Below are 26,977 nucleotides of genomic sequence, written 5' to 3'. Positions count from 1 at the left end.
GATGACCACGCCGACCATGCAATCGCCGCTCGCCATCACCGACCTCGTCGACTGGGGCGTCATCCCGACCATGATCGAGGGACAGTCCCACACCTCTGGCAAGCTCCTCTACAAGGGGCCGGAAGGCCGCTCGGAATGCGGGCTCTGGATCTGCACGCCGGGCAAATGGCACTGCCACGTCACCCGCGACGAGTTCTGCCACTTCCTCGAGGGACGCTGCACCTATGTGCATGAATCCGGCGAGGTGATCGAGATCGAACCCGACACGGCGGCGTTCTTCCCGCAGGACTGGAAGGGCGTCTGCACCGTGCATGAGACGATCAAGAAGGTCTACATGATCCGCTGAGCGGACCGGGAGGATCATTCCATGCAGTTCTCGCCCGACCGTCCGGTATACTTCGTCAATCCGGACTACCGGCCGACGACCGGTGCGCAAAAGCCGGTGATCGATCCGGCGACGCTCGAAACGGTGGGCACCATCGCCGCCGCCAGCGATGGTGAGATCGACGCCGCGTTGACCACCGCGACCGCAGCGCAGGCGGCATGGAAAAAACTCGACGCCAAGAGCCGCGCCAAACATTTGCACGCGGTGGCCAATGCCATCGAGGCGGCGGACTTCACCCGCTGCGCCGAGCTGATGGTGCGCGAGATGGGCAAGCCCTATCCGGAAGCGATTGGCGAGATCGCCAATTGCGCACCGATCTTCCGCTACTATGCCGAGATGGCGCGCGACGAGGCCGGCAAGGTCGCCGGCATGACGCAGGCGGGTTCCTTCCAGTACGCGCGCTACGAGCCCTACGGCGTCTCCGTCCACATCATGCCCTATAACTTCCCGATCCTGCTGATGTGCTGGACGGTGGCCGCCTCGCTCGCCGCCGGCAATGCCTGCGTCATCAAGCCTGCCGAGGCGACGACATTGTCGACGCTCGACTACATGACGGTGTTCCGTTCACTGCCCGAAGGCCTCGTCTCCTGCCTGCCCGGCGGCGCTGCGACGGCGCAGGCGCTGATCGGGTCCGACCGCACCCATACCGTCGCCTTCACCGGCTCGGTTGCCGCCGGCAAGGCCGTCGCGGTGGCGTGCGCCGAGCGCATGAAGCCTTGCGTCATCGAGGCCGGCGGCAGCGATCCGCTGATCATCTCGCAACACGCCCCACTCGACGTCGCGGCGGCCGGCTCCGTCACCGCCGCCTTCCACCTCACCGGCCAGGTCTGCACCTCGGCCGAGCGCTTCTTCGTCGTCGATGCCGTGCACGACCGCTTCGTCGATCTCTTCGCCGCAAAGACCCGCGCACTGAGGATCGGTAACGGCCTGGACAGGACCGAGATCGGCCCGCTGGTCAGCGAAGCCGCACGGGCCAAGGTGATGCGTCTGGTCGACGACGCGGTTCGCAACGGCGCGAAGGCGGTGACCGGCGGGTGCATTCCGCCGGCGCACAACACCGGCTGGTTCTACGAGCCGACGATCCTCACCGGCGTCACCCCGGACATGGCGATCGTGCGCGAGGAGTGTTTCGGGCCGGTCGCCGCCATCTGTCGCGTGAAGGATTTCGACGAGGCGATCAGGCTCGCCAACGATAGTCCCTTCGGCCTCGGCGCCTCGGTGTTCACCACCGACCTCGCCGAAGCGCACGAGGCGGCCGAGCGGCTCGAGGCCGGCATGGTCTGGGTCAACAATCCGCTGATCGACAACGACGCGCTGCCTTTCGGCGGCTGGAAGGCTTCCGGCCTCGGCCGCGAGCTCGGCCGCCAGGGGCTCGACGCCTTCCGCCGCTCGAAGATGGTGATCATCGACCACAAGCCCGAGATCCAGGGCTGGTGGTACCCTTACCCGGACAGCTGGTTTCGCGACACCGGTGGCCGCAAGCACGTGTAAGGCGAGCCGGGGGACGCCCTGGCTCAGCCGATGCTTTCGCCACCGTCGACCACCAGCGCCTGTCCGGTCATGAAGGAGGAGCGGTCGGAGACGAGGAACAGGATCGCTTCGGCGATCTCGTCGGCGCTTGCCCAGCGCCCCATCGGGATCTTGGTCCGGACATAGTTTTCGATCGCGTCGCGCCCGCCCATCTGGGCGATGAACGGCTCGTTGAACGGCGTGTCGACCCAGCCCGGGCAAAGCGCGTTGATGCGGACATTGTAGCGGGCGTAGTCGAGCGACATCTGCCTGGTCATCGCCACCACGGCATGTTTCGACGTCGCATAGGCGATCATCTCGCGGTCGTAGAAGACCCCGAATTCGAGGCGGTGTTGAGGATGACGCCGCCGCCCTGCGCGATCATCGCCGGCATCACGATCTTGGCGCCAACGAACTGCGCCCGCACATTGATCCGCCACGACGCATCCATGCCGTCGACGCCAACTTCGGTGAGCGTGCCGCCGACCTGGATGCCGGCATGGTTGTGCAATATGTCGATCCGCCCATGCCTGCCGAGCGTGCCGACGATGAGCGCCTCGACCGCGGTGTCGTTGCCGACGTCGGTCGTGACCGCTTCGGCGCGGCCGCCGGCTTCGCGGATGTCGGAGGCAACGGCCTCGCCGGCGGCCCGATCGCGGTCGGCGATCACCACTGTCGCCCCTTCCCTGCCCATGATCATGGCGCCGGCGCGCCCGATGCCGGACCCGGCTCCGGTCACCACGGCGATGCGGTCTTTCAGGATCATGATCGGTCTTTCACTGTTTTCTTCGGCGCAGCTGCCACTGGGCAAGCACCACGAGCAGCACCGAGGCGACGAGCACGATGGTCGCGACGGCGTTGATTTCCGGCGTCACGCCGCGGCGGATCGAGGCGAAGACATAGATCGGCAGCGTCGTCTGCGCGCCGGCGACGAAGAAGGCGATGATGAAGTCGTCGAACGAAAAGGTGAATGCGAGCAGGAAGCCGGCGATCACCGCCGGCATGATCTGCGGCAGCACAATCGAGCGGAACGTCGTCAGCGGCGTGGCGTAGAGATCGCTCGACGCCTCGACCAGGTTGCGGTCGAGACTGCCAAGGCGCGTGCCGACGATCATCGCCACCAGCGCCATCGAGAACAGGCCATGCGCGGCGATGATCGAGCCGTAGCCGAGTGCCAGGCGCGGCGGCTGGTCGCCCGGCCACAATTCGGCGACGAACGGATTGACGACGCCGAACAGCTGCACGAGCGCGACCAGCGTCGAGATGCCGATGACGACGCCCGGAACGACGATTGCCGCGCCCAGCAGCCCATCGAAGACCGCTCGTGTCCGCGCCCCGACGCGCTGCAGGCCGAGCGCGGCGGCGGTGCCGGCGACCGCCGCCAAAAGCGCGCTGGTGGTGGCGATGAACAAGCTGTTCTTCAGCGCCTCGACCAGGAACGGGTTGGACAGCGTCTTGCCGTACCATTGCGTCGAGAAGCCGGTGAACTCGCTGGCATGGTGGCCGGCGTTGAAGGAGAACAGCACCACCAGCGCGATCGGCAGGTAGAGGAAGGCAAAGACGGCAACGACGAAGGCGCGCATCAGATCAGGTCCACCCGGCGCGCGCCCGACAGCCGGGCCGAGATGCGGTTGGCGGCAATCAGCACCACCACCGAGACCAGCACCAGCGTGATGGCGATGGCCGAACCGAACGGCCAGTTGCGCGACTGCAGGAACAGGTCGACCAGCGCGTTGCCGATAAAGAACACCTTGCCGCCGCCGAGCAGCGTCGGGATCAGATATTCGCCGAGCAGGAGGATCATCACCAGCGAGAAGCCGGTCATCACGCCCGGCAGCGAAAGCCGGAGCGTGACACCGAGGAAGGTCGACAGCGGCGTCGCGCCGAGATCGGCAGAGGCTTCCAGCAGCCTGCGGTCGAGCCGCTCCAGGCTGACATAGATCGGCAGGATCATCAGCGGCAGATAGCCGTAGACGATGCCGAGCAGCACCGCGCCCGGCGTGTTGATCAGCCTGACGTCCTCGATGCCGACATCGGCGAGCAGGGCCGGAATGCCGCGGCCACCCAGCACATACATCCAGGCATAGGTGCGCATCAAAAGGCTGGTCCAGAACGGGATGACGACGAGCGCCAGCAGGATCAGCCGCCAGCGCTCCGGCGCGCGCAGCGCCAGATAGTAGGCGACCGGATAGGCGACGAGCAGGCAGGCGAAGGCGCCGACCGGCGCCAGTACCATCGTGTTCCAGAACGCGGTCGCCCGCGCCGGCAGGTTGGCGTATTGCGCAAGCGTGAAAGCTGCCTGGTAGCCTCCCTCGGGCGCCCGCTCGCCGACGCTGAAGATGGCGATGGCGACGAACGGCAGGACCAGGAATACCACCAGCCACAGCGTCGCCGGCGCGAGCAGCAGCGCGGTCGTAAGATTTTTGCGAAGGAGGGTGCCGCGCATCGAAAAAGCCGCTTCGGTGCCGGCGGGCAATTGCCCGCCGGTCGCGTTGCCTGGATCGGGTTTGTGGCCGGTTCCGCTCAAGCCGACTTGAAGCGCGCCATCAGCTCGGCGCGCCCCGGATCGGTGAGCGTCGCGGCGGCGCCGAACTCCAGCGGCTTCAACAGGTCCGCCGCCGGGTAGAGGATCGGATTGTCCATCACCTCCTTCGGCAGCAGCGCGTTGACGCGCGCATCGATCGAGGGCGCGCCATTGGCCAAGTGCTCCTTCACCGCGACCTTCGGGTTCATCAGGTAGTTGAGCAGCGCGTAGCCGGCCGGCTTGTTCGGCGCGTCCTTCGGGATGGCGTAGAAGTCGGTCCAGATCTCGCCGCCTTCCTTGCCGAGCACATAGGCGATCTCCGGGATGTCGCGATGGAGTTGCGCCCCGTCATTGGTCCAGCACATCGTCATCCAGGCATCGCCGGCGCGCATCGACGGCTGATAGTCGCTCGACACCGCGAACAGATGCGGCTTGACCTTGAGCAGCAGTTCCTCGGCCTTGGCGAGCTCGTCCGGCTTCAGCGAGTTGAAGGAATAGCCGTAATATTTCAGCGCATTGCCGATCGTGGTGAGCTGATAGTCATGCACCATGGTGCGGCCGTCGCCTTCCGCCATGGCTGTGTCCCAGAACTCCTTCCAGCTCGTCATCGGCTTGGTCAGCTTCTTGGTGTTGATCGCGATGCCGGTGGTGCCCCAGTTCTTCGGCACGGCGTAGATCGTCCCGTCGATCGTGCCTTCCGAGGTAAAGCGCGGATCCTCCTGCGAACCGTCGAAATTGCCGAGCTTGGCCATGTCGAGCGCTTCGATGATGTCGAGCTTCTTGTAGGTCGAGATCGTGTAGTTGGTCGGCACGAACAGGCTCCAGCCCGAGCCGCCGGCCTGCAGCTTGGCCAGCATCTCCTCGTTCGAGCCGAAGACGTTGACCTCGACGGCAACGCCGGTCTCGGCCTTGAAGCTCTCGAACGTCGCGGGGTCGTGATAGTTCGGCCAGGTGGCGATCGACATGCGGTCGCCGAGGTTTTCGGCGGCGTAGGCCGGCGTCGGCATGATGCCGAGCTCGCGCGCCATCACCGCGGTGGCGACGCCAAGGCCGGTGAGGCCGAGGAATTCGCGCCGGCCGATCGAGCCGCGCTTCAGGCGCATCAGTTGGTCGACGAATTTCTCGGGGCTTATCGGCAGTCCGTCACGATAGGATTTCGACATGGTGGTTTTCCCTCTGGTTGGTCCCGTTGTTCTTGGGTTGCGGAAACGCCAGCGGCGCCCCGGCGGCAAAGCCGATGGCGACGGGTTCGCCCGGCTTGAAGAGGTTGTCGCGGCCAATCTGGTGATCGGCCTTGGCGAGCAGTGATCCGATACCCTGGACCTCGATGGCGTATTCTGCGGTCGCGCCCAGGAAGATGCGGTTGCGCACGATGCCCTTCAGGCTGCCGTTTCCGGCCAAGCCGAGGCTGAGCGTTTCGGGCCGCAGCGACACCGACACCCGCTCGCCCCGGCTGAGCGGCGCCCGCTTGCGCGCCGCGATCACCGTGCCGTCGGCCAGCGCGACATCGACGAGGTCGCCCGACAGGCCCGCCACCGTGCCGCTCAACAGATTGGTCTTGCCGACGAAATCGGCGACGAAGAGGTCGGCCGGCTCGTCGTAGATCTCGTTCGGCTGTCCGAGCTGGACGATGCGGCCGCCATTCATGACACAGACGAGGTCGCTCATCGACAGCGCTTCCTCCTGGTCGTGCGTGACCAGCACGAAGGTGATGCCGATCTCGCGCTGCAGGTTCTGCAGCTCGATCTGCATGTCGGTGCGCAGCTTCTTGTCGAGCGCCGCCAGCGGCTCGTCGAGCAGAAGCACCGCTGGCTTGTTGACCAGCGCGCGGGCCAGCGCGACACGCTGCTGCTGGCCGCCGGAAAGCTCGTGGATCTTGCGGCGGCCATAGCCGGCGAGCCGCACCATGGCCAGCGCCTCGCCGGCCCTCAAGGAGATCTCGCGCGACGACAGCCTGGGCCTCGCCTGGCGCAGCCCGTAGGCGATGTTGTCCTCGACATCGAGATGCGGAAACAGCGCGTATTGCTGGAACACCATGTTGACCGGCCGCCGGTAGGGCGGCGTGCCTGCCATGTCGCGGCCGCGGATCAGCACCTGGCCTTCGCTCGGCTGCTCGAAGCCGCCGATCATGCGCAGGCAGGTCGTCTTGCCGCATCCGGACGGCCCGAGCAAAGCGACAAAGGCGGAGGGCGGGATCGCAAGGTCAATGCCGCTGACCGCGATGACCGCGCCGTAGCGTTTGGTGACCGCGCGAAACTCGATATCGGGCGCTGCAGTCAAAGGCGGGCTCCAGGGCGAGTTGATTTCGAAACGCTACCAGAGCCAATGCCGGCTAGTATATACCTCGCCGGTGGTATATTTAGCCTATTTTATCATTTAAAGGGGTATGAATTGGCCGTTTCCCGCAGCGATGACTACAACGGGCTCGGCGCCGTCATCGCCGCGACGCGCGAAGCTGGCAGCGATCATTTCGGCCGCGCCATCGTCGGCTGGCTGCGCGGCCATGTCAGCTTCGATCATTGCGTCATCTTCGGCTATAGGGGCGCCGCGCGCCCGCCGCTGCTGTTCGAGACCTTCTCGCCGGCCGAGAGCCACGTCTTCGTCGCGCTCTATCAGGACGGCCCCTACCTGCTCGACCCGTTCCACCATGCGGCGGTCGAGCGCAAGGAAGGCTTCTGGCGCATGCGCGAACTGGCGCCGGACCGCTTCTATGCCAGCGAGTATTACCGCTCCTACTACAGCCAGACCAAGCTCGCCGAGGAGGTCGGCTTCTTCGTCCCGCTGCCGGGCAAGGACGCGCTGGTGCTGTCGCTGATGCGGCTGCGCGCCTCGGGTTCGTTCGGCACCGCCGACGCCAGGCTGCTGCGCGACATGGCCCCGGCGGTGATCGGCCTGGTCAGGCTGCGCTGGCCGAACCTGCCGGCCGACGAGCCGGCGACGACACCGCGCGGCGAGGCGGCGGCTGTTCCTAGCGAATTCGACCGCGCGCATATCTGGAAGAGCCTGTCGCTCACCTCGCGCGAAAAGCAGGTCGTCGACCTGGTGCTTCAGGGCCACTCGACGGAATCGATCGCGCGGGCGCTCAGGATCGTGCCGGGAACCGTCAAGGTCCACCGCCGCAACATCTACCGCAAGCTCAAGATCAAGTCGCAGGCCGGCCTCTTCGCGCGCTTCGTCGAGATCATTGACGCGCAGATCGGCTGAGCGCGGAGGTCATCGGCTCGACGGCCGCGAACACTGCGCTCGCCTCGCTGACGATCGAGACATGATCCCTGGCGGCCTTGCCCGCCGCCGCGCCGTCGCCGCGCATGATCGCGGTGACGATCAAATCGTGTTCCTGCCAGGATTTGGCCAGCCGGCCGGGCAGCATGAACTGCGCCCGCCGGAACGGCGCCAGCCGGCTGCGCGTCGTCACGGTCAGGTCCTGGATATGCGCGTTGTGGGCGCCACGATAAAGCCGGCTGTGGAACTCGGTGTTGAAATACTCGTAGTCCTCCTCGGCGCCGAGCTGCACCAGGCGCGCCGAGGCCTGATGTTCCATCTCGAGCGCTCGGCGCTCGCCACCGGTCATGCGCTCGGCCGAGAAGCGCGCGCAGATCGCTTCCAGCTCGGCCATGCTTTCGAACATCGAGGCGAGATGCTCCTGCGTCACCACGGCGACGATGGCGCCGCGGTTGGGCCGCCTCTCGACCAGCCCCATGGCGCTCAGATGGCCGAGCGCCTCGCGGACGGGCGTGCGCGAAACGTCGAAGCGGGCGGCTAGCGAGACCTCGTCGAGCCTTTCGCCGGGGCGCAGATAGCCGGTGACGATGCGGTCCGCGATCGCCCTCACCATCTGATCCACGGTCGTGCCCGACCTGACCAAGCTGCGCTTTGCCGACACGTCTCCTCCGTCCAGTTTGTTGCAGGCAGACCCGCGAGGTGGACGGCTCCCGGGCTGAATTTCGACTCAAGGCTGCACCTGTATGCCTAGATTTTAACCTCAATGTCAAACTGGTCATTTATCAGGCAAAAAGTGCATGCACTTGCCTTGCGTTTATGCAGAGCCTCTAAACCCACACATTGATTTTATTGCGAAAAAGCAAGCTTTGAAACTGGCACAGTGATTGCATGCACTTTTCCAGTGGATAGCAACCGGCCCGGAGATCGGGTCCAAAAAGGGGAGCATTCGATATGACCGCGAGATTCAAACTTAGCCGCCGCGATCTGCTCAGGACCTCCGCCGCCGGAGCGGCGCTCGGTCTGGCCTCGGCAGCCTTTCCGATCCGCAGGGCGTTCGCCGCGTCGGCGACCGTCGGCTTCATCTATGTCGGCCCGAAGGACGACTACGGCTACAACCAGGCGCATGCAGAGGGCGCGGCGACGCTGAAGAGCATCGAGGGCATTTCCGTCGTCGAGGAAGAGAACGTTCCCGAGACGGTCGACGTCCAGAAGACGATGGAATCGATGATCAACCTCGACGGCGCCTCGCTGATCTTCCCGACCTCCTTCGGCTATTTCGATCCGCATATGCTCGCCATGTGCGCGAAGTTCCCCGACGTGCAGTTCCGCCATTGCGGCGGGATGTGGAACAAGGACAAGCACCCGATGAACGCCGGTTCCTATTTCGGCTATATCGGCATGGGCCAGTATCTGAACGGCGTCGTCGCCGGTCACGCCTCCAAATCGAAGAAGCTCGGCTTCGTCGCCGCCAAGCCGATCCCGCAGGTCCTGCTCAACATCAATTCCTTCCTGCTCGGCGCCCGTTCGGTCGATCCGGCGATCACCTGCCAGGTGATCTTCACCGGCGAATGGTCGCTGGCGGTCAAGGAGGCCGAGGCCACCAACGCGCTGGTCGACCAGGGCGCCGACGTCATCACCTGCCATGTCGACAGCCCGAAGGTGGTGGTCGAGACGGCCGCCGGCCGCGGCGCCTTCGTCTGCGGCTATCACGCCAACCAGAGCCCGCTGGCACCGGAGAAATACCTGACCGGAGCGGAATGGAACTGGGCCAAGGTCTACAAGATGTTCGTCGATGACCTCATCGCCGGCACGCCGCTGCCCAATTTCACCCGCGGCGGCCTGGCCGACGGCTTCGTCAAGATGAGCCCGCTCGGGCCCGCCGTGAACGAAGTGGCCCGCAAGCAGTTCGACGGCACGCTAGCCGACATGATGAAGGGCGGCTTCTCCGTCATCAAGGGCCCGCTGAAGAGCAACAAGGGCGTCGTCGTCGCCACTGGAGGCCAGGCCTTCGCCGAGACCGCCATCGAGCTTGAAAGCATGGACTATCTCGTCGAGGGCGTCGTCGGCTCGACCGCCTGAGCCGACTAAGGGAGTCGGGACGATGACGGACACGGTGAGCAGCGCGGACATGCCGGCCATTCTCGGTGCCAAGGGATATCGGGCGGCGCTCGAATGGACCGCCAGGCGAGCTGAGGCGTTTGTCATTCCGCTCGCGGCGCTGGTCGTCGGCATGGTGCTGTTCAGCCTGTTCGTGGCGCTGGTCGGCAAGTCGCCGGTCCAGCTATACGAGACCATGTGGCGGGGCGGCTTTGGGTCCTGGTTCTCGATCCAGAACTCGCTGTCGCGCGGCGCTCCGCTTCTGCTCGCGGCGCTCTGCGTGGCGCTGCCCGCGCGCCTTGGGCTGGTCGTCATCGGCGGCGAGGGCGCGATCGTGCTCGGCGGCGTCGCCGCCGCCGCCATTGGTGTGGTGCTGAATGGCGCGCCATCCTTTCTCGTCATCCTCCTCATGGGCGTGGGGGGCGTGGCCGCCGGCGGCATCTGGATTGGTGCCGTCGGCGCGCTCCGCCATTACCGCGCCGTCAACGAGACCATCTCCAGCCTGCTGATGGCCTACATCGCCATCGCGCTGATGAATTACCTGGTTGAAGGCCCGCTGCGCGATCCGGCCTCGCTCAACAAGCCCTCGACCCAGCCGCTCGCCGACATCTACCGCATCGGCAACATCCTGGGCATGGAGGTGCATTGGGGCCTCGTCGTCGGCATCCTCGCCTGCGTGCTCTCCTGGCTGCTGATCGAGAAGACCCGCTGGGGCTTCGCCGCTCGCATCGCCGGCGGCAATGTCAGGGCGGCGCAGGTGCAGGGCCTTGCCGTCGGCCCGCTGATCGTCGGCTTCACCGCGCTTGCCGGCGGCTTCGCCGGGCTTGCCGGAATGCTGGAGGTCGCCGCCGTGCAAGGCAGCGCCAACGGCTCGCTCGCCGCCGGCTACGGCTATACCGGCATCCTCGTTGCTTTCCTTGCCCGCCACAATCCGCTCGCCATCATCCCGGTCGCCATCCTGCTCGGCGGCATCGACGCCTCCGGCGGCCTGATCCAGCGCCGCATGGACCTACCCGATGCGACCGTGCTTGTGCTGCAGGGCATGCTCTTCATCGTCATCCTGTTCAGCGAGACCCTCTACGGCCGCTTCAAGCCCTTCAACCCGGACCTCTGGCAGGGGCCTGATGTCCTGAAGGGGAGCGCCTGATGGAAACGACCGACATCGGCCTCTGGGGCGTGCCGCTCGCCATACTGGGCGGCGCCATCCGCGTCTCCACCCCCTTCATCTTCGTGTCGCTCGGCGAAGCCATCACCGAGCGCTCCGGCCGCATCAATCTCGGCCTCGAGGGCACGCTGGTGTTCGGCGCCATGAGCGCCTACGCGGTCGCCGTGATGACCGGCTCGCCATGGCTCGGCCTTTTTGCGGCGGCAATCGCCGGCCTCTGCTTCGGTCTCTTCCATGGCTGGATCTGCAAATTCCCGAAGGTCAACGACATCGCCATCGGCATCGCCCTGATGCTGTTCGGCTCTGGGCTAGCCTTCTTCTTCGGCAAGCCGTTCATCCAGCCCTCGGCGCCGGACCTGCCAGCGATCCCGTTCGGTGCCTGGTCGAACATCCCGCAGGTGCAGGCGGCGCTCAACGTCAACGTGCTGTTCCTGATCGGAGCAGCGCTTGCCGTCTTCCTCTGGTGGGCCTTCCGCAACACCCGTGTCGGCCTGATCGTGCGCGTGGTCGGCGACAGCGCCGATGCCGCGCGCGCCATGGGCCTCAACCCGAACACGGTGCGTCTGCTCGCCACTGGCGTCGGCGGCGCGCTGGCCGGCATCGGCGGCGCCTACCTGTCGCTCTACTATCCCGGCAGCTGGACGGAGCGCATCTCGTCGGGCCAGGGGCTGATGGCGGTGGCGCTGGTCATCTTCGCGCGCTGGAACCCGCTCGGCTGCTTCGCCGCCGCGCTGCTGTTCGGCGGCGCCGGCGCCCTCGGTCCTGCGCTGCAGTCGGTGGGCGTGACGCAAGGCTACTACCTGTTCTACGCCGCGCCCTACATCCTCACCCTCATCATCATGATCGCCACCTCGTCGCCGAGCCGCACGCTCGCCGGCGCGCCGGGCGAACTGTCGATCACCAAGTGACCCTCCCAGGAACCGCTCGCGAGACCGGAGTTTTGCCATGAACGCCAGAGCCGAGATCACCCAGCGCTACATCGACGCCGATCCCTATCCCTGGCCCTACAATGGCGATCTGGGGCCGGACAACACGGCGCTGATCATCATCGACATGCAGACCGATTTCTGCGGACCGGGGGGCTATGTCGACCATATGGGCTATGACCTGTCGCTGGTCAGGGCGCCGATCGAGCCTATCAAGTCGGTGCTCTCCGCCATGCGGGCCAAGGGTTACACCATCATCCACACGCGCGAGGGCCATCGCCCCGACCTTGCCGACCTTCCCGCCAACAAGCGCTGGCGCTCGCGCCGCATCAATGCCGGCATCGGCGACCCCGGCCCTTGCGGGCGCATCCTGGTGCGCGGCGAGCCGGGCTGGGACATCATCCCCGACCTCTATCCGGCCGAGGGCGAGCCGATCATCGACAAGCCCGGCAAGGGTTCGTTCTGCGCCACCGACCTCGAACTGATCCTCAACCAGCGCGGCATCGCAAACATCGTGCTCACCGGCATCACCACCGATGTCTGCGTGCACACCACCATGCGCGAGGCCAACGATCGCGGCTTCGAATGCGTGATGCTGGAGGACTGCTGCGGGGCGACCGACTACGGCAACCATCTGGCGGCGATCAAGATGATCAAGATGCAGGGCGGCGTCTTCGGCGCGGTGTCGAATTCCGCCGCGCTCGTCGCCCAATTGCCGTGAGGGACCGGCGATGAGCGGAACTCCCCATCGCAAGGCGATCGGCGTCGAGACCATCGGCATGACCATGCGCTTCGGCGCCTTCACGGCGCTCGACGACGTCTCGATCAAGGTGCTGGCCGGCTCCTTCCACGCCCTGCTCGGCGAGAACGGCGCCGGCAAGTCGACGCTGGTCAAATGCATGATGGGTTTCTACCACCCAACGTCGGGCGACATGCTGGTCGACGGACGCGAGGTGACGATCGCCAGCCCCAGGGATGCCTCGGCGCTCGGTCTCGGCATGGTCTACCAGCATTTCACGCTCGTCCCGTCGCTGACCGGCGCCGAGAACCTGGTCATCTCGCGCGAGAAGGTGCCCGGTGTCATCGACTGGCGCAAGGAGCGCGGCGCGCTTGCCCAATTCATGGAGCGCATGCCCTTCAAGCTGCCGCTCGACGTCAAGGTGGCCGAGCTCGCCGCCGGCGAGAAACAGAAGCTTGAGATCATCAAGCAGCTCTACCTCGGCCGCAATTTCCTGGTCCTGGACGAGCCGACATCCGTGCTTACCCCGGGCGAGGCGCAGGAAGTGCTTGGCCTGGTGCGCGGCATGACCATGGCCGGCGATCTCACCGTGCTGATGATCTCCCACAAATTCCATGAGGTCACGGCATTCGCCGACGACATCACGGTGCTGCGCAAGGGCAGGCTCACCGGGACCAGCAAGGTCGCCGACCTTTCTCACCGAGAGATGGCGGCGATGATGATCGGCGACCAGCCGATCGCCGCCCTGGACAGCCGCGTCGAGCCTAAGCCGGACGCCGAGATTGTGCTCAAGGTGAAGGCACTGAGGGCGCCCGACCGCACCGGCCACAAATCGATCGACATCGCGGATCTCGGCGTTCGCTCCGGGGAGATCGTCGGCATCGCAGGCATCTCCGGCAACGGCCAGAAGGAATTTCTCGAAGTGCTGGCCGGGCAGCGCCCGCGCAATGGCGGCGAGGTGATGGTGCGCGGCTCCGCCTATGCGGCGACGCGGGCAGAGGCGCGCGCCCTCAACGTGCGGCTGATCCCGGAGGAACCGCTCAAGAATGCCTGCGCGCCGAGGATGACAGTCGCCGAGAACATCGCCTTCCGCACCTTCGACGTGGACGGCAACGGCAAGCCGGTGAGCTGGATCAGCGCCGGCGCCATCAAATCCTTCAGCGCCCGGCTGGTCGAGCAGTTCAAGGTCAAGACGGCTTCGCTCTCCTCACCCATCGCCTCGCTGTCGGGCGGCAACGTGCAGCGCGCGGTGCTCGCCCGCGAGCTCACCGGCGAGGTCGACCTGCTGATCGTCTCCAACCCGTGCTTCGGCCTCGACTTCTCCGCCGTCGCCGAAATCCGCGCCCGCATCATGAAGGCGCGCAATGCGGGGGCAGCGGTGCTGCTGATGTCGGAAGACCTCGATGAACTCCTGGAACTCTCCGACCGCATCCTCGTGATGTCCGACGGCGCGCTCGTCTACGAGACGCCGATCGCGCAGGCGAGCGTGCAGACGATCGGCGAGCACATGGCGGGGCATCACTGATGGCGGAAATCGCAGCACAGCCCTTCGCCTTCGCCTTCAAGCCCGAGGCGACGGCGCTCATTGTCATCGACATGCAGCGCGACTTCGCCGAGCCGGGCGGCTTCGGCGCCAGCCTCGGCAACGACGTCAGCCGGATCACCGCGATCGTTCCCACGGTGAAGCGGCTGATCGAAGGCTTTCGCGCCGCCGGCCTGCCGGTGATCCACACCATGGAGTGCCATCGGCCCGACCTGTCGGACCTGCCGCCCGCCAAGCGGGACCGCGGCAACGCGTCGATCCGCATCGGCGATGTCGGTCCGATGGGGCGCGTGCTGATCGCCGGCGAACCGGGCACCGCGATCCTCGACGAGCTCGCGCCCCTGCCCGGCGAGATCGTCATCGAGAAGCCCGGCAAGGGCGCCTTCTACGCGACCGGCCTCGGCGAAGACCTGAAGCGGATCGGCGCCCGGCAACTCATCTTTGCCGGCGTGACGACCGAGGTCTGCGTGCAGACGACGATGCGCGAGGCCAACGACCGCGGCTACGAGTGCCTCGTCGCCGAGGACGCGACGGAAAGCTACTTTCCCGAATTCAAGGCGGCCGCCCTGGCGATGATCCGGGCGCAGGGCGCGATCGTCGGCTGGACGGCGACGACCGATCAGGTTCTCGAGGGAATTGCGAATGCCTAACCTTGCCTTTGCCGGCCTGCTCGACGGCGGCTGGCGCGACCTGGTGTTCGAGCCTTTCCGCGACGGCATCGGCGTGCACTGGCTGCTCAAGGGCGGTCCGGTCGAACCGTCGGTCGCGGTGCTCAAATACCAGCCGGGCGCCGGCGTGCCGCGCCACCGTCATGTCGGGCTGGAAACCATCGTCGTGCTGGAAGGCACGCAGAGCGACGAGAACGGCGACTATCCGGCAGGCAGCGTGATCCTCAATCCGGTCGGCACCGAGCATTCGGTGTGGACGAAGGACGGCTGCGTCGTGCTGATCCAGTGGGATTTGCCGGTGACCATTCTGGGGGACACGAGATGAGCGACATCCATTTCGACATCGGCAGCCTGCACGCGGCCTACCAAAGCGGCATCGGCATCGCCGATGTGATCGATACGGTGCTGGCCCGCATCGAAGCCGCTGGCGACCCCGGCATCTTCATCCACCTTGCGACGAGAGCCGAGATGCTGGCCGCGGCCGACGCGCTCGGGCCGTTCGACCCCGTGGCCAGGCCGCTCTGGGGCATCCCCTTCGCCGTCAAGGACAATATCGACGTCGCCGGCATGCCGACCACGGCCGCCTGCGCCGAATATGCCTACACGCCCGCAAGGGACGCCGCCGTGGTGGCGAGGCTCAGGGCCGCGGGCGCCCTGGTCGTCGGCAAGACCAATCTCGACCAGTTCGCCACCGGTCTGGTCGGCGTGCGCACGCCGTGGCCGATCCCGAGGAATGCGATCGATCCGAAACTGGTGCCCGGCGGCTCCTCCTCCGGCTCGGCCGTGGCGACGGCGCGCGGCATCGTCTCCTTCGCGCTTGGCACCGATACCGCCGGCTCGGGTCGCGTTCCGGCCGGCCTCAACAGCGTCGTCGGGCTGAAGCCGAGCGTCGGCGCGCTGTCGACGGCTGGCGTCGTGCCAGCCTGCCGGACGCTCGACTGCGTCTCGGTCTTCGCGCTGACCGTCGACGACGCCTATGCGGTATTCTCCGTCGCCGCCGCGCGCGACGCGGCCGATCCCTATTCGCGTGACATCGCCGTCCAATCGCTCGCGGCGCGCCCGCCGGCGCTGAGCGTCGGTATCCCGGCAAAAGCCGACCTGAAATTCTTCGGCGATGCGGCAATGCAGGCTGGTTTCGAGGCGTCGCTGGCCTTGCTGTCGCGGCTCGGCTGCCGCCTGGTCGAGATCCCGTTCGGCGACTTCTACGCCACCGCCGATCTTCTCTACGAGGGCGCCTGGGTGGCGGAACGCTATGCCGCGATCCGCGACTTCTTCGAGGTGAACGAAGCGGCCCTCCATCCCGTGACGCGCAAGATTATCGGCGGCGCCAGAAACCTATCGGCCGCCGACGCCTTCCGCGGGTTCTATGCCCTGCAGGCTTATAAGGCGCGGCTCGCCCCGGTCATCGCCTCCGTCGACCTGTTCTGCCTGCCGACGGCGCCAATCCACTACACGCTCGATGCCGTGCTTGCCGATCCGATCGCCACCAACAGCCGGTTGGGCACCTACACCAATTTCGTCAATCTGCTCGACATGTGCGGAATCGCCGTGCCGACCGGCACACGCGCCGACGGCCTGCCGATGAGCGTGACCCTGTTGGCCGCGGCAGGAAAGGATGGCCTCCTCGCGTCGGTCGCGCGCGACCTTCATTCAGCCAGCGATCTCACCCTCGGCGCGACCGGATGGCGGCAGCCAAGTGCTCAGCCCGCCGCCGCGCCCGCCGAGGACAGCATCGAACTGGTGGTGGTCGGCGCGCACCTCTCGGGAATGCCGCTCAATGGCCAGTTGAAGAATGCCGGAGCGCGTTTCTGCCGGGCGACGCGGACGAGCCCTTCCTACAAGCTCTATGAGCTTGCCGGCCAAATCCCACCCAAGCCCGGGCTGGTCCGGGTCGGCAGCGGCGGCGCGGCTATCGAGGTGGAGGTCTGGCGGCTTTGCGCCGATGCCTTCGGCCGTTTCGTCGCCGCTATCCCGCCGCCGCTCGGAATCGGCACCATCGAGCTCGACGACGGCACATCGGCGAAAGGGTTCCTTGCCGAAACCGCCGGCCTGCTGGCGGCGACGGATATCTCGGCCTATGGCGGCTGGCGCAATTTTGTCGCCAGGGCCCACGAGGCGCGCCGGCAACCGGAAAGCGTTCCCTCCAGATGAACGAGGGCCCCGCCGCCCGCCCGGCTTAGGGCCTCTGGAGGTTGCGCCTCAGGCCAATTCGAACCGCTCCACCGCGCGCATGATGCCGCGCAGTTCGGCGAGGCCTTTCAGCCGCCCGATCAGCGAGTAGCCGGGATTGATCCTGGTCTTGCCGATGTCGTCGGCAAGCAGGTGGCCATGGTCGGGGCGCATCGGGATACGCCAGTCGGACCGGCCTGCCATGCGCCGGCGCGCCTCTTCCTTCATCAGCGCCAGTATGACCGCCGCCATGTCGGTCGAGCCTTCCAGGTGCTCGGCCTCGTAGAAGGAGCCGTCCGCCTCGCGCGTCACGTTGCGCAGATGCGCGAAATGGATTCTTGAGGCGAATTCCCCGATCATCGCGACCAGATCGTTGTCGGCGCGCACGCCGTAGGAGCCGGTGCAGAAGGTCAGGCCGTTGGCCGGGCTGTCGACCGTCTCCAGGATGAAGCGCGCGTCGGCGGCGGTGGAGACGACCCGCGGCAGCCCGAACAGCGAGAAGGGCGGATCGTCCGGGTGGATGCACATGCGCGCCCCGACCTCCTCGGCGACCGGGATGATCTCGCTCAGGAACCAGGCAAGGTTGGCGCGCAGTTCCGCCGGGCCGATGGCGTCGTAGTCGGCGAGCGCGTCGCGCATCGTGTCGCGATTGTACTTGCGCTCGGTGGCCGGCAGGCCGGCGATCAGGTTGCGCTCGACCTTTTCGATCTGCTCGTCGCTCAGGGATTTCAGCCGCGCTTCCGCCTCCTTGAGACGCGCCGGGCTGTAGCTTGCCTCGGCATTCTTGCGCTTCAGCACGAAGACATCGTAGGCGGCGAAGTCGATCGCGTCGAAGCGCAAGGCATAGCCGGTGGTCGGCAGCCGGTACATGAGATCGGTGCGCGTCCAGTCGACCACCGGCATGAAATTGTAGCAGATGGTGGAAATGCCGGCCTTGGCCAGCGCCCGGATCGTGTCCTTGTACCAGCCGGCGTAACGCTGCCGTTCCGCCGCGCCGATCTTGATCGAGTTATGGACGGGAATGCTTTCCACCACCGACCAGGTCAGCCCGGCCGCCTCGATGATGCGCTTGCGCTCGAGGATAGTATCCAGGGGCCAGGCGCTGCCGTCATAGATGTTGTGCAGTGCCGTTACGATGCCGGTCGCTCCGGCCTGCTTGATATGGTCGAGCGTGACCGGATCGTCAGGGCCGTACCAGCGCCAGCATTGTTCCATGACACCCTCTTTTGTGATTCCGGCGGGACCTTATTGTCGGCCGCGACAGGGAGTCAAATCGGGCAGCCGCCGCCCGACGGGATACGCGTTCTTGTCGCCTGTCATCCTGCGCATTATGAGGATCGGCTACGGCGCCGCGCCTGCAAATCCCGGCGACAATCACGGAGTTTCGGCAATGAAGGATTTCGACGGCAAGATCGCCCTGGTGACTGGGACGACCGGGATCGGCCTGGCGAGCGCCAGGCGCCTCGCGGCGGGCGGAGCGGCGATCGTCGCGCTCGGTATCGACGAGAGCGCCAATGCGGCGATGCAGGACGAATTCGACCGCAACGGCGCCGCCGCGCTGGTGGCGACTGTCGATGTATCCGTGCCGGACCAGGTCGCCCAGGCGATCGCCGCCGGTGTCGGCCGCTTCGGCGGTCTGGACGTCATCGTCAATTCCGCCGCGGTGCATCCCTATGGCACCGCGACCAGCACCGACTTCGAGACCTGGAACCGGGCGATGTCCGTCAATGTCGGTTCCATCTACCTCACCGCCCACTACGGCATCCCCGAGATGATCAGGCGCGGCGGCGGCGCCATCGTCAACGTCGCCTCGGTGCAGGGCACTGCCTGCCAGCAGAATGTCGCCGCCTACGCCACCACCAAGGGCGCCATCCACACGCTGACGCGCTCGCTGGCGCTCGACTATGCCCGCCAGGGCATTCGCGTGAACTCGGTCAGCCCGGGTTCGATCCGCACGCCGATCCTCGAAAGGGCCGCGCGCGGCGACGACCCGAACGCCGATATAGAAGCAGCCTTCAAGCGCTTTGGCGAGGCGCATCCGCTCGGCCGCATCGGCGAGCCGGAGGAAGTGGCTGAACTCATCGCCTTCCTGTGCTCCTCCAAGGCGAGCTTCTGCACCGGCGCCGACTACAGGATCGATGGCGGCCTCCTGGCCGGCATTGGAGTAGGTTAGGGGGCATCGCTGGCAACGGGCCGGATGGCCGCCAAAGCCCGCACTTGCGGCGGCGCGCTGTAACCGTCTATCGTGGTTCCAAAGCCGCTCGCAACACATCCGGGCCGCCGACAGAGCCGACCGGGCAGATTTCAGGACGAGTGAAGCAACGCATCGCCAATGGCCGACAAATCGCAATTCGGGCTGACCGCTGTCGATACCGTTCCGTTGCATGAGAAAGTCTATCTGGAGCTCGTGCGGGCTCTGATGTCGGGCCAGTTGCAGCCCGGCCAGAAGCTGACCTCGCGCAAGCTCGCGAAGGAGCTCGGCACCAGCGACATGCCGGTGCGCAGCGCCTTCACCCGGCTGCAGGCCTTGAGGGCACTGAGCCCGATGCCGAACGGCAGCGTCGAGGTGCCGCTGATCTCGGCCGAACGCTTCTCGCAATTGACCGCCGTGCGCACCATCCTGGAAGGTACGGCCACCGAGCTCGCCACGAAACGCATCAACGGCAACAATCTGCGCGCCATCCGCCGCCATTGCACCGAGCTCACCCAGGCCGCGCGCGGCGGAAACATCGACGACTATCTGCGCAAGAACCACGACTTCAAATTCTCGATCTACCGCCACTGCGGCAACGAGCAGATGATCTTCCTGATCGAGACGGTGTGGATGCAGGTCGGTCCGTTCCTGAGGAACCTGGCGATCGGCTTCGAGGACGGCCTCGCCGGCATTCTCGGCATCGACTATCACGAGGAAGTCGTCGCGGCGATCGAGGCGCAGGACGGCGAACGGGCCCGCGCGGCCATCGTGCGCGACATCGACGAGGGTGCGACACATATCCTCGGCCAGGTGAAATTCCCGGACCTGCGCCACTAGGCAGACTGCAGGGCCCATTCGAGCACAAGCCGAAGGCGCCAAATCACGGCTTGGCTTTCCCGCGTCATCCAGCTATGTTGCGATCGCAGATCGCACAATACGGACCTGAAATGCCCCCCGATATCCCAGCTAGCAAATTGAAAAAATGAAGGAAAATTGCCTGGAAGCATCCATGGCGACCTTTCATGAACTCACAAGCTGAAAAATGGATATCGTAGCCGCGATGGCTACAGAAAGAACCAAGGGGCTGGAAATTGAGCGATGCAATTGCGGACGTTTTGAACTGGCTTGAAAGCAGGGAGGACATCCAGAGCCTGAGGGCCGCGGTGTGCGATCTGAACGGGATCATGCGCGGCAAGCGCATTCCCGTCGAGCAGGCGCGTAAGGCGCTCGAAGGCAAGCTGCGCATGCCCTACTCGCTGATCGGGCTCGACATCTGGGGCGAGGATATCGAAGGCAATGCGCAGGTCTTCTCGACCGGCGACGCCGACGGGCTTTGCCAGTGGACCGGGCGCGGCATCCTGCCCGTCAACTGGACGGCGCATCCGACAGCGCTTCTGCCGCTGTGGCTCGCCGATGAAAACGGCGCGCCCTATCTCGGCGACCCGCGCCGCGCGCTCGCCCGCATTCTCGACCGCTACGCCGCGCTCGGCCTGACCCCGGTCACCGCGACCGAGCTCGAATTCTACCTCGTCGACCCCACGTCGCAGCGCCCCGTCGGTCCGGTTTCACCGATCACTGGCCGGCGCCTCGATTCCGATGCCGCGCTCTCGATCGACGAGATCGACGATTTCGAGGCCTTCATCCATGACGTCTACGAGGCCTGCCGCATGCAAGGCATTCCCGTCGACACCGCGATCGCCGAGAACGGCGTCGGCCAGTTCGAGATCAACCTCAACCATGTGCCGGACGCCTTGCGCGCCGCCGACGACGCCGTTCTGTTCAAGCGCACCGTCAAGGGCATCGCCCGCAAGCACGGCTTTGCCGCCTGTTTCATGGCCAAGCCTTATGGGGAGCGCGCCGGCAACGGCTTCCATGTCCATTTCAGCGTCATCGATAAGGACGGCCGCAACATTTTCGACGACGGCAGCGACCAGGGCTCCGACACCATGCGTCATGCAGTCGGCGGGCTGCTTGCGGCGATGGCGGAGAGCACGCTGGTGTTCGCCCCGCACTTCAATTCCTATCGCCGGCTGCGGCCGCGCTCCTACGCGCCGACCGCGGTTGCCTGGGGCTACGAGAACCGCATGGTGGCGATCCGCATTCCCGGCGGGCCCTCCGCGGCGCGCCGCATCGAGCATCGCGTTTCCGGCGCCGACGCCAATCCCTACCTGGTGCTGGCGGCAATCCTGGGCGCGGCGCTGATCGGCATCGAGAAAGAACTGTCGCCCGGCGAACCGACCGGCGGCGAGGGACAAGGGCTCACGCTGGCGAAGCTGCCGCCGGACTGGGCCTCGGCCATCGCCAGCTTCGAAGGCGGGCCACTGGTGGCGGAGATCTTCCCGGCCACGCTGCGCCAGTCCTTCGTCGCCTGCAAGCGCCAGGAACTGAACACCTTCGCGCTCAACGTCAGCGACTTCGAGATCGAGACTTACCTGGAGAGCGTCTAGAGCATTTCCGGGAAACGGTTCGGCGGCGATTGTCATCAGCAGGTGGACGCTCAAGCGACGGTTGGCTCTTGCCAATCGCGCCCCCTGGCAGCAATCTCAGCTCAACAGCCGCGCATGGGAGTGAGTGTCGGCGTGAGGGGATTTTGCCATGACCCGCGATCAGATGCTCGCTCACCTCCGATCCGCTGACGCCGTTGCCCGCGACACGGCCGCGCATGGCCATCATCCGTTCGGTGCGGTGCTGGTCGGCCCGGACGACCGCGTGCTGATGCGGCAGGGCAATCTCGACACGGTGCGCCATGCCGAGACCGAACTCGCCCGGCGCGCAGCGACCGCCTACCGGCCAGAGTTTCTCTGGACCTGCACGTTGGTCACGACGGGCGAGCCCTGCGCAATGTGCACAGGCACGCTCTACTGGGCGAATATCGGCCGGCTGGTCTACGGCTTCGAGGAGACCGACCTCCTGGCGCTCACCGGGGATCACCCGGAGAATCCGACGATGAGTCTTTCTTCGCGCACCGTACTCGGCTCCGGCCAGAAAAAGATCGAGGTCTTTGGCCCTTTCCCCGAAATCGCGGACGAGTTGCTCACACCACATCGCGATTTCTGGAATCGCTAACAAGCACCACGCCATGCGACGGTCCTCCCTGGACGATCGTCGCTCCGAATTCCCATTTGCTTTCCGCTGATACCGTTCGGCGGCAGGCTACGCGGCAACGCCTTTGTTTTCGATGGAGCGAGCTATCGTCTGGAGCCAAATACCGGTTCATCGTGATCAGACGCTTGCCGGCCTCTCGACAAGGTCAGTGACGAGGCGATTGAGGTCATCTTAGCTTAGCCTAACGAATGTCTACAAGTTTGATAGACATTTGAGTCGGAGCAAGTCATACTGCCCTTCCAGTGCCTGGCCTTTTCGCATTCGTGTTCGAATGATCAGGAGATGACGATGACGCAGACATTTCTGGAGATCGTTCCAGATCCCATCACCATCAGGCCGGTGCAATAGACCAATCAATTCACCAAGGGCGCGGGGGCGTTGACAGCATGGATTGCTGCCGCGATCGAGGAGGAAACCGATGACCACACGCCTGCTGCCCGCCCTGCACGAGGGCCATGCCCCAATCCAGTTGCATGGCGCCTTCGACGAGGCTCTGGAAGCCTACCAGGCCTGGACTCCGGGCACGGACGAGCCGCAAGTCGAGTTCGAAGGCCGTATGATCCCGATCAGCTCGGTCTTCGGTCGCATGCGGACCTGCACCGACATCCTGCCTTGGCGCATCGAGGCCGATGTCCTGGACACCGTCGGCGGCATGTTGCCCGCCGGCGGCGAAAGGTCGATCACCTACGCCGATGCCGCGCTCGTCCTTCGCGCCCTGTGCGTGGATCGCCTTCGCGACGACGACGGCGTCCGCGTTGCAGTGAGATGAGGTCATTGCGCGTCACCTGAGGCCGTCCAAACCTGACGCCTTGGCTGCACGCACCTGCAAGAGGCAGAAAGCGGGACCGGTCGTACCGGTCCCGCTGGTCTGCGTGTCATGAAGCAAGATACGCGGCACGTTCGATCGCGATCATCCGAACGGGCCGGCGGTGATAGAATCTCAAGCCGGCATTGCCACAGCGCTCGGCACGGGCGTCAGCGTGCCGCCCAGGCCAGCCCGCGGCGCAGGATGGTCCGCATCTGCGGTACCTCGAACTCCTTGGCCACATGCCCCAACGACGAGTAGAACACCCGACCCTCGCCGTGTCGGCGCTTCCAGACCACCGGCATGACGACGCCGTCGATCCACGGCGCGTGCGCGCCGGTGAAGGTGGTGGTCGCCAGCACCTCGTTCGAGGGGTCGACATGCATGTAGTACTGCTCGGAGCGGTAGCGGAAATCGTCGATGCCGCTCATGATCGGATCGTCGCGGCGGGCGATGTCGACCCGGTAGTCGATGATGTTGCCGGGATGGGCGACCCACTGGCCGCCGCACATGAACTGGTAGTCAGTCGATTCGCGAAAGGCGTCGCCCATGCCGCCATGATAGCCGCCAAGGCCGACGCCGCCCGCGATTGCGGTGGTGAGGTTGGACTCCTCGGCCTTGGTAAGCTTGGACATGGTGTAGATCGGCACGATCAGGCTGAGATCGGCGATTGCGGGATCGGCGAATGCCGCGGTCGAGGTCTCGACGCGAACGGCAAATCCCTCTTCCTCGAGCATAGTCTTGACGGCGCGCGCGCCGAGTTCCGGCTCATGGCCCTCCCAGCCGCCCCATACGATCAGTGCCTGCCGCATCTTCCGCTCCTTATGCTTAGCCGCGCGGCCGGACCTGCGGCATCGCGACGCCGCCGACCATCGCTGCAAAGTTCTGCCGAGTCGAGCTGAAAGACCGTAGGGTGACAAACGAAAACGGCCCGCGCGAGGCGGGCCGTTTTGTATTTGGTTGCGGGGACAGGATTTGAACCTGTGACCTTCAGGTTATGAGCCTGACGAGCTACCGGGCTGCTCCACCCCGCGTCAACTACGAGCAAGCGTTAGCTTGCGTCCTTAGAGGTAAGTTTGAGCTTACCGGAATCAAGAGGCCTGCCAAATGAAAGGGCCGCTTGCGCGGCCCGGGATCCCGTTTGGCGGGCCTATCGTAATGAGAAGATGAACGTGCGTTTGGCAGACCTGGCAGCGACCTACTCTCCCGCGTCTTGAGACGAAGTACCATCAGCGCTGGAGCGTTTCACGGCCGAGTTCGGAATGGGATCGGGTGCAGCCGCTCCGCCATAACCACCAGGTCGGCGAAACGCACGTTGTTCGAGAAGCTGTTTTTTGTGCCTTGGATGTTCATTTGGCCTGGCACCTTTCGAAGCGAAGCTTCGCAAGGCCGACCGGCCGTCGGCGCCGATGCGCCGCACCCACGTAGCGCCGCCCGAAGGGCGGAACAAGCGTGAGTGAGAACAAAGATGGATATTAGGAATGAGAACGATCAAGCCGATCGAACTATTAGTACCGGTAAGCTTCAAGCGTTGCCGCTCTTCCACACCCGGCCTATCAACGTGGTCGTCTTCCACGGTTCTCAGGGAATACTCGTTTCAAGGTGGGTTTCCCGCTTAGATGCCTTCAGCGGTTATCCCGTCCGGATATAGCTACCCTGCTATGCGGCTGGCGCCACAACAGGTCCACCAGAGATCCGTCCATCCCGGTCCTCTCGTACTAGGGACAGATCCTTTCAATATTCCTACACCCACGGCAGATAGGGACCGAACTGTCTCACGACGTTCTGAACCCAACTCACGTACCGCTTTAAATGGCGAACAGCCATACCCTTGGGACCTGCTCCAGCCCCAGGATGCGATGAGTCGACATCGAGGTGCCAAACAACCCCGTCGATATGGACTCTTGGGGGTCATCAGCCTGTTATCCCCGGCGTACCTTTTATCCGTTGAGCGATGGCCCTTCCACGCGGGACCACCGGATCACTATGACCGACTTTCGTCTCTGCTCGACTTGTCAGTCTCGCAGTCAGGCAGGCTTATGCCATTGCACTCAGCGAACGATTTCCGACCGTTCTGAGCCCACCATCGCGCGCCTCCGTTACTCTTTAGGAGGCGACCGCCCCAGTCAAACTACCCACCATACATTGTCCCGGACCCGGATAACGGGCCGCGGTTAGACATCCATAGAGATAAGGGTGGTATTTCAAGGGTGGCTCCACCAAGGCTGGCGCCCTGGCTTCAAAGCCTACCACCTATCCTACACATGCCACTACGAATGCCAATGTAAAGCTATAGTAAAGGTGCACGGGGTCTTTCCGTCTAACCGCAGGAACCCCGCATCTTCACGGGGAATTCAATTTCACTGAGTCTATGCTGGAGACAGCGGGGAAGTCGTTACGCCATTCGTGCAGGTCGGAACTTACCCGACAAGGAATTTCGCTACCTTAGGACCGTTATAGTTACGGCCGCCGTTTACTGGGGCTTCGATTCAGAGCTTGCACCCCTCCTCTTAACCTTCCAGCACCGGGCAGGCGTCAGACCCTATACGTCGCCTTGCGGCTTCGCAGAGCCCTGTGTTTTTGATAAACAGTCGCTACCCCCTGGTCTGTGCCACCCTCCTCTGCTTGCGCAGAAAAGGGTCACGCTTCTTCCGAAGTTACGCGTGCAATTTGCCGAGTTCCTTCAGCATAGTTCTCTCAAGCGCCTTGGTATACTCTACCAGACCACCAGTGTCGGTTTCGGGTACGGTCTATAAGGAGGAGCTATTTCCTGGAACCGCTCCGCTGCCCAACCAATCCGATAAGGTTGAACAACTTGTGCAATCCGTCACTACCTCCAGGCCCACGAATATTAACGTGGTTCCCATCGACTACGCGTTTCCGCCTCGTCTTAGGGGCCGGCTAACCCTGCTCAGATTAACTTTAAGCAGGAACCCTTGGTCTTTCGGCGGGGGAGTCTCTCACTCCCCTTACGTTACTCATGTCAGCATTCGCACTTCTGATACCTCCACCGCCCTCACGGGTACGGCTTCATCAGCTTACAGAACGCTCCGCTACCGCTCGTGATTGCTCACGAACCCTAAGCTTCGGTGTATGGCTTTAGCCCCGTTACATTTTCGGCGCAAAGACCCTTATTTAGACCAGTGAGCTGTTACGCTTTCTTTAAATGATGGCTGCTTCTAAGCCAACATCCTGGTTGTTTTGGGATCCTCACATCCTTTCCCACTTAGCCATAACTTGGGGACCTTAGCTGTAGGTCAGGGTTGTTTCCCTTTTCACGACGGACGTTAGCACCCGCCGTGTGTCTGCCGACTAGTACTCCCAGGTATTCGGAGTTTGGTTAGGTTTGGTAATCCGGTGAGGACCCCTAGCCCATCCAGTGCTCTACCCCCTGGGGTATTCGGTCGACGCTCTACCTAAATAGATTTCGCGGAGAACCAGCTATTTCCGAGTTTGATTGGCCTTTCACCCCTAGCCACAAGTCATCCCGAACTATTGCAACAGTTATGGGTTCGGTCCTCCAGTAAGTGTTACCTTACCTTCAACCTGCTCATGGCTAGATCACTCGGTTTCGGGTCTAATGCGACGAACTGAACGCCCTGTTCAGACTCGCTTTCGCTGCGCCTACACCTATCGGTTTAAGCTTGCTCGTCACACTAAGTCGCTGACCCATTATACAAAAGGTACGTGGTCACCCTTGCGGGCTCCCACTGTTTGTAGGCAATCGGTTTCAGGTACTCTTTCACTCCCCTTGTCGGGGTGCTTTTCACCTTTCCCTCACGGTACTAGTTCGCTATCGGTCATGCACGAGTACTTAGGCTTGGAAGGTGGTCCTCCCAATTTCAGACAGGATTTCACGTGTCCCGCCTTACTCGAGGACGATTGATCGCATTACGCGTACGGGGCTGTCACCCGCTATGGCCCAA

General features: G+C 64.6%; 23 protein-coding genes, 1 tRNA gene, 2 rRNA genes and 1 pseudogene (1 of these 27 cut by a window edge). 16 read left to right on the top strand and 11 right to left on the bottom strand.

Annotated features, from left to right (window positions below; all coding sequences use genetic code 11):
- Position 1 precedes the first annotated feature (1 nt).
- Positions 2 to 346 carry a cupin domain-containing protein gene (locus tag EJ073_RS26440; protein WP_126058178.1) on the top strand — a complete coding sequence of 115 codons (345 nt, stop codon included), beginning with the start codon at positions 2 to 4 and terminating at the stop codon, positions 344 to 346.
- Positions 347 to 367: 21 nt separating this feature from the next.
- A complete protein-coding gene (locus EJ073_RS26435; protein WP_126058177.1) occupies positions 368 to 1,876 on the top strand; it encodes an aldehyde dehydrogenase family protein in 1,509 nt (502 codons plus the stop codon).
- A gap of 23 nt (positions 1,877 to 1,899) precedes the next feature.
- Here EJ073_RS26435 and EJ073_RS26430 read toward each other — a convergent pair.
- The 5 genes and pseudogenes from EJ073_RS26430 to EJ073_RS26410 all read right to left on the bottom strand — a co-directional run bounded on the left by EJ073_RS26430 (position 1,900) and on the right by EJ073_RS26410 (position 6,698).
- Positions 1,900 to 2,660 (bottom strand): annotated as a pseudogene (locus EJ073_RS26430) (glucose 1-dehydrogenase).
- 10 nt (positions 2,661 to 2,670) lie between these two features.
- Positions 2,671 to 3,477: an ABC transporter permease gene (locus tag EJ073_RS26425; RefSeq protein ID WP_126058176.1), complete on the bottom strand. Its 807-nt coding sequence runs from the start codon at positions 3,475 to 3,477 to the stop codon at positions 2,671 to 2,673.
- Positions 3,477 to 4,340, bottom strand: coding sequence for an ABC transporter permease (locus EJ073_RS26420; protein WP_126058175.1), 864 nt, complete (start codon positions 4,338 to 4,340; stop codon positions 3,477 to 3,479). Before EJ073_RS26420 ends, EJ073_RS26425 begins: the two co-directional genes overlap by 1 nt.
- A gap of 77 nt (positions 4,341 to 4,417) precedes the next feature.
- Positions 4,418 to 5,581 carry a spermidine/putrescine ABC transporter substrate-binding protein gene (locus EJ073_RS26415; RefSeq protein WP_126058174.1) on the bottom strand — a complete coding sequence of 388 codons (1,164 nt, stop codon included), beginning with the start codon at positions 5,579 to 5,581 and terminating at the stop codon, positions 4,418 to 4,420.
- Entirely contained in the window at positions 5,562 to 6,698 is a 1,137-nt protein-coding gene (locus EJ073_RS26410; RefSeq protein ID WP_126058173.1) for an ABC transporter ATP-binding protein, read from the bottom strand. The genes EJ073_RS26415 and EJ073_RS26410 overlap by 20 nt, the downstream gene beginning before the upstream one ends.
- Before the next feature lie 111 nt (positions 6,699 to 6,809).
- Here EJ073_RS26410 and EJ073_RS26405 point away from each other — a divergent pair, with 111 nt between their 5' ends.
- Positions 6,810 to 7,622: a LuxR C-terminal-related transcriptional regulator gene (locus EJ073_RS26405; RefSeq protein ID WP_126058172.1), complete on the top strand. Its 813-nt coding sequence runs from the start codon at positions 6,810 to 6,812 to the stop codon at positions 7,620 to 7,622.
- On the opposite strand, the gene EJ073_RS26400 is transcribed toward EJ073_RS26405, so the two are convergent.
- Positions 7,600 to 8,253, bottom strand: coding sequence for a GntR family transcriptional regulator (locus tag EJ073_RS26400; RefSeq protein WP_245455777.1), 654 nt, complete (start codon positions 8,251 to 8,253; stop codon positions 7,600 to 7,602). The two genes, EJ073_RS26405 and EJ073_RS26400, sit on opposite strands and share 23 nt — an antisense overlap.
- 338 nt (positions 8,254 to 8,591) lie before the next feature.
- Here EJ073_RS26400 and EJ073_RS26395 point away from each other — a divergent pair, with 338 nt between their 5' ends.
- Genes EJ073_RS26395 through atzF form a run of 8 tightly spaced genes read left to right on the top strand, consistent with a single transcriptional unit; the run spans position 8,592 to position 16,929 of the window.
- On the top strand, positions 8,592 to 9,719 hold the full coding sequence (locus EJ073_RS26395; protein WP_126058171.1) for a BMP family ABC transporter substrate-binding protein: 1,128 nt from the start codon (positions 8,592 to 8,594) through the stop codon (positions 9,717 to 9,719).
- A 49-nt stretch (positions 9,720 to 9,768) separates the two neighbouring features.
- A complete protein-coding gene (locus tag EJ073_RS26390; RefSeq protein ID WP_245455775.1) occupies positions 9,769 to 10,884 on the top strand; it encodes an ABC transporter permease in 1,116 nt (371 codons plus the stop codon).
- Positions 10,884 to 11,810, top strand: coding sequence for an ABC transporter permease (locus EJ073_RS26385; RefSeq protein ID WP_126058169.1), 927 nt, complete (start codon positions 10,884 to 10,886; stop codon positions 11,808 to 11,810). Before EJ073_RS26390 ends, EJ073_RS26385 begins: the two co-directional genes overlap by 1 nt.
- A 37-nt stretch (positions 11,811 to 11,847) precedes the next feature.
- Positions 11,848 to 12,549: an isochorismatase family cysteine hydrolase gene (locus EJ073_RS26380; RefSeq protein ID WP_126058168.1), complete on the top strand. Its 702-nt coding sequence runs from the start codon at positions 11,848 to 11,850 to the stop codon at positions 12,547 to 12,549.
- A gap of 10 nt (positions 12,550 to 12,559) precedes the next feature.
- A complete protein-coding gene (locus tag EJ073_RS26375; RefSeq protein ID WP_126058167.1) occupies positions 12,560 to 14,092 on the top strand; it encodes an ABC transporter ATP-binding protein in 1,533 nt (510 codons plus the stop codon).
- Positions 14,092 to 14,760 (top strand): isochorismatase family cysteine hydrolase, encoded by a 669-nt coding sequence (locus tag EJ073_RS26370; RefSeq protein ID WP_126058166.1) that lies wholly within the window; start codon positions 14,092 to 14,094, stop codon positions 14,758 to 14,760. The genes EJ073_RS26375 and EJ073_RS26370 overlap by 1 nt, the downstream gene beginning before the upstream one ends.
- Positions 14,753 to 15,103: a cupin domain-containing protein gene (locus EJ073_RS26365; protein ID WP_126058165.1), complete on the top strand. Its 351-nt coding sequence runs from the start codon at positions 14,753 to 14,755 to the stop codon at positions 15,101 to 15,103. Before EJ073_RS26370 ends, EJ073_RS26365 begins: the two co-directional genes overlap by 8 nt.
- Positions 15,100 to 16,929, top strand: a complete 1,830-nt coding sequence (gene atzF, locus EJ073_RS26360; protein WP_126058164.1) for an allophanate hydrolase — start codon at positions 15,100 to 15,102, stop codon at positions 16,927 to 16,929. Before EJ073_RS26365 ends, atzF begins: the two co-directional genes overlap by 4 nt.
- A gap of 48 nt (positions 16,930 to 16,977) precedes the next feature.
- Here atzF and uxuA read toward each other — a convergent pair whose 3' ends face one another.
- On the bottom strand, positions 16,978 to 18,162 hold the full coding sequence (uxuA, locus tag EJ073_RS26355; RefSeq protein ID WP_126058163.1) for a mannonate dehydratase: 1,185 nt from the start codon (positions 18,160 to 18,162) through the stop codon (positions 16,978 to 16,980).
- Between the two features lie 175 nt (positions 18,163 to 18,337).
- Here uxuA and EJ073_RS26350 point away from each other — a divergent pair, with 175 nt between their 5' ends.
- The 5 genes from EJ073_RS26350 to EJ073_RS26325 all read left to right on the top strand — a co-directional run bounded on the left by EJ073_RS26350 (position 18,338) and on the right by EJ073_RS26325 (position 23,015).
- Complete coding sequence (locus EJ073_RS26350; protein WP_126059350.1) at positions 18,338 to 19,120, top strand: SDR family oxidoreductase; 783 nt, start codon at positions 18,338 to 18,340, stop codon at positions 19,118 to 19,120.
- A gap of 159 nt (positions 19,121 to 19,279) precedes the next feature.
- Positions 19,280 to 19,978, top strand: a complete 699-nt coding sequence (locus tag EJ073_RS26345; protein WP_126058162.1) for a GntR family transcriptional regulator — start codon at positions 19,280 to 19,282, stop codon at positions 19,976 to 19,978.
- 254 nt (positions 19,979 to 20,232) lie between these two features.
- Complete coding sequence (locus tag EJ073_RS26340; RefSeq protein WP_126058161.1) at positions 20,233 to 21,588, top strand: glutamine synthetase family protein; 1,356 nt, start codon at positions 20,233 to 20,235, stop codon at positions 21,586 to 21,588.
- Between the two features lie 148 nt (positions 21,589 to 21,736).
- Positions 21,737 to 22,207 (top strand): nucleoside deaminase, encoded by a 471-nt coding sequence (locus tag EJ073_RS26335; protein WP_126058160.1) that lies wholly within the window; start codon positions 21,737 to 21,739, stop codon positions 22,205 to 22,207.
- Positions 22,208 to 22,664: 457 nt separating this feature from the next.
- Positions 22,665 to 23,015: a hypothetical protein gene (locus EJ073_RS26325; protein WP_126058159.1), complete on the top strand. Its 351-nt coding sequence runs from the start codon at positions 22,665 to 22,667 to the stop codon at positions 23,013 to 23,015.
- Between the two features lie 206 nt (positions 23,016 to 23,221).
- Here the strand turns inward: EJ073_RS26325 and EJ073_RS26320 are convergent, their stop codons facing one another.
- The 4 genes from EJ073_RS26320 to EJ073_RS26305 all read right to left on the bottom strand — a co-directional run.
- Complete coding sequence (locus tag EJ073_RS26320) at positions 23,222 to 23,863, bottom strand: ThuA domain-containing protein (RefSeq protein ID WP_126058158.1); 642 nt, start codon at positions 23,861 to 23,863, stop codon at positions 23,222 to 23,224.
- Positions 23,864 to 24,008: 145 nt separating this feature from the next.
- Positions 24,009 to 24,085, bottom strand: a tRNA-Met gene (locus EJ073_RS26315).
- A gap of 151 nt (positions 24,086 to 24,236) precedes the next feature.
- A 5S ribosomal RNA gene (gene rrf, locus EJ073_RS26310) occupies positions 24,237 to 24,351 on the bottom strand.
- A gap of 187 nt (positions 24,352 to 24,538) precedes the next feature.
- Positions 24,539 to 26,977: ribosomal RNA gene (locus EJ073_RS26305) — 23S ribosomal RNA — on the bottom strand; it runs 360 nt beyond the window's last position.

The sequence above is a fragment of the Mesorhizobium sp. M4B.F.Ca.ET.058.02.1.1 genome (genome assembly GCF_003952505.1).
Taxonomy (GTDB): domain Bacteria; phylum Pseudomonadota; class Alphaproteobacteria; order Rhizobiales; family Rhizobiaceae; genus Mesorhizobium.
Note: the sequence above shows the minus strand (reverse complement) of the source record. Positions and strands in the feature narration are given on the sequence as shown.

What these genes read in the sequence shown, in the direction of transcription:
- EJ073_RS26440 (WP_126058178.1), top strand. Translation starts at nt 2, where the DNA reads ATGACCACGCCGACCATGCAATCGCCGCTCGCCATCACCGACCTCGTC.
- EJ073_RS26435 (WP_126058177.1), top strand. Translation starts at nt 368, where the DNA reads ATGCAGTTCTCGCCCGACCGTCCGGTATACTTCGTCAATCCGGACTAC.
- EJ073_RS26425 (WP_126058176.1), bottom strand. Translation starts at nt 3,477, where the DNA reads ATGCGCGCCTTCGTCGTTGCCGTCTTTGCCTTCCTCTACCTGCCGATC.
- EJ073_RS26420 (WP_126058175.1), bottom strand. Translation starts at nt 4,340, where the DNA reads ATGCGCGGCACCCTCCTTCGCAAAAATCTTACGACCGCGCTGCTGCTC.
- EJ073_RS26415 (WP_126058174.1), bottom strand. Translation starts at nt 5,581, where the DNA reads ATGTCGAAATCCTATCGTGACGGACTGCCGATAAGCCCCGAGAAATTC.
- EJ073_RS26400 (WP_245455777.1), bottom strand. Translation starts at nt 8,253, where the DNA reads ATGGTGAGGGCGATCGCGGACCGCATCGTCACCGGCTATCTGCGCCCC.
- EJ073_RS26395 (WP_126058171.1), top strand. Translation starts at nt 8,592, where the DNA reads ATGACCGCGAGATTCAAACTTAGCCGCCGCGATCTGCTCAGGACCTCC.
- EJ073_RS26390 (WP_245455775.1), top strand. Translation starts at nt 9,769, where the DNA reads ATGCCGGCCATTCTCGGTGCCAAGGGATATCGGGCGGCGCTCGAATGG.
- EJ073_RS26385 (WP_126058169.1), top strand. Translation starts at nt 10,884, where the DNA reads ATGGAAACGACCGACATCGGCCTCTGGGGCGTGCCGCTCGCCATACTG.
- EJ073_RS26380 (WP_126058168.1), top strand. Translation starts at nt 11,848, where the DNA reads ATGAACGCCAGAGCCGAGATCACCCAGCGCTACATCGACGCCGATCCC.
- EJ073_RS26375 (WP_126058167.1), top strand. Translation starts at nt 12,560, where the DNA reads ATGAGCGGAACTCCCCATCGCAAGGCGATCGGCGTCGAGACCATCGGC.
- EJ073_RS26370 (WP_126058166.1), top strand. Translation starts at nt 14,092, where the DNA reads ATGGCGGAAATCGCAGCACAGCCCTTCGCCTTCGCCTTCAAGCCCGAG.
- EJ073_RS26365 (WP_126058165.1), top strand. Translation starts at nt 14,753, where the DNA reads ATGCCTAACCTTGCCTTTGCCGGCCTGCTCGACGGCGGCTGGCGCGAC.
- atzF (WP_126058164.1), top strand. Translation starts at nt 15,100, where the DNA reads ATGAGCGACATCCATTTCGACATCGGCAGCCTGCACGCGGCCTACCAA.
- uxuA (WP_126058163.1), bottom strand. Translation starts at nt 18,162, where the DNA reads ATGGAACAATGCTGGCGCTGGTACGGCCCTGACGATCCGGTCACGCTC.
- EJ073_RS26350 (WP_126059350.1), top strand. Translation starts at nt 18,338, where the DNA reads ATGAAGGATTTCGACGGCAAGATCGCCCTGGTGACTGGGACGACCGGG.
- EJ073_RS26345 (WP_126058162.1), top strand. Translation starts at nt 19,280, where the DNA reads ATGGCCGACAAATCGCAATTCGGGCTGACCGCTGTCGATACCGTTCCG.
- EJ073_RS26335 (WP_126058160.1), top strand. Translation starts at nt 21,737, where the DNA reads ATGACCCGCGATCAGATGCTCGCTCACCTCCGATCCGCTGACGCCGTT.
- EJ073_RS26325 (WP_126058159.1), top strand. Translation starts at nt 22,665, where the DNA reads ATGACCACACGCCTGCTGCCCGCCCTGCACGAGGGCCATGCCCCAATC.
- EJ073_RS26320 (WP_126058158.1), bottom strand. Translation starts at nt 23,863, where the DNA reads ATGCGGCAGGCACTGATCGTATGGGGCGGCTGGGAGGGCCATGAGCCG.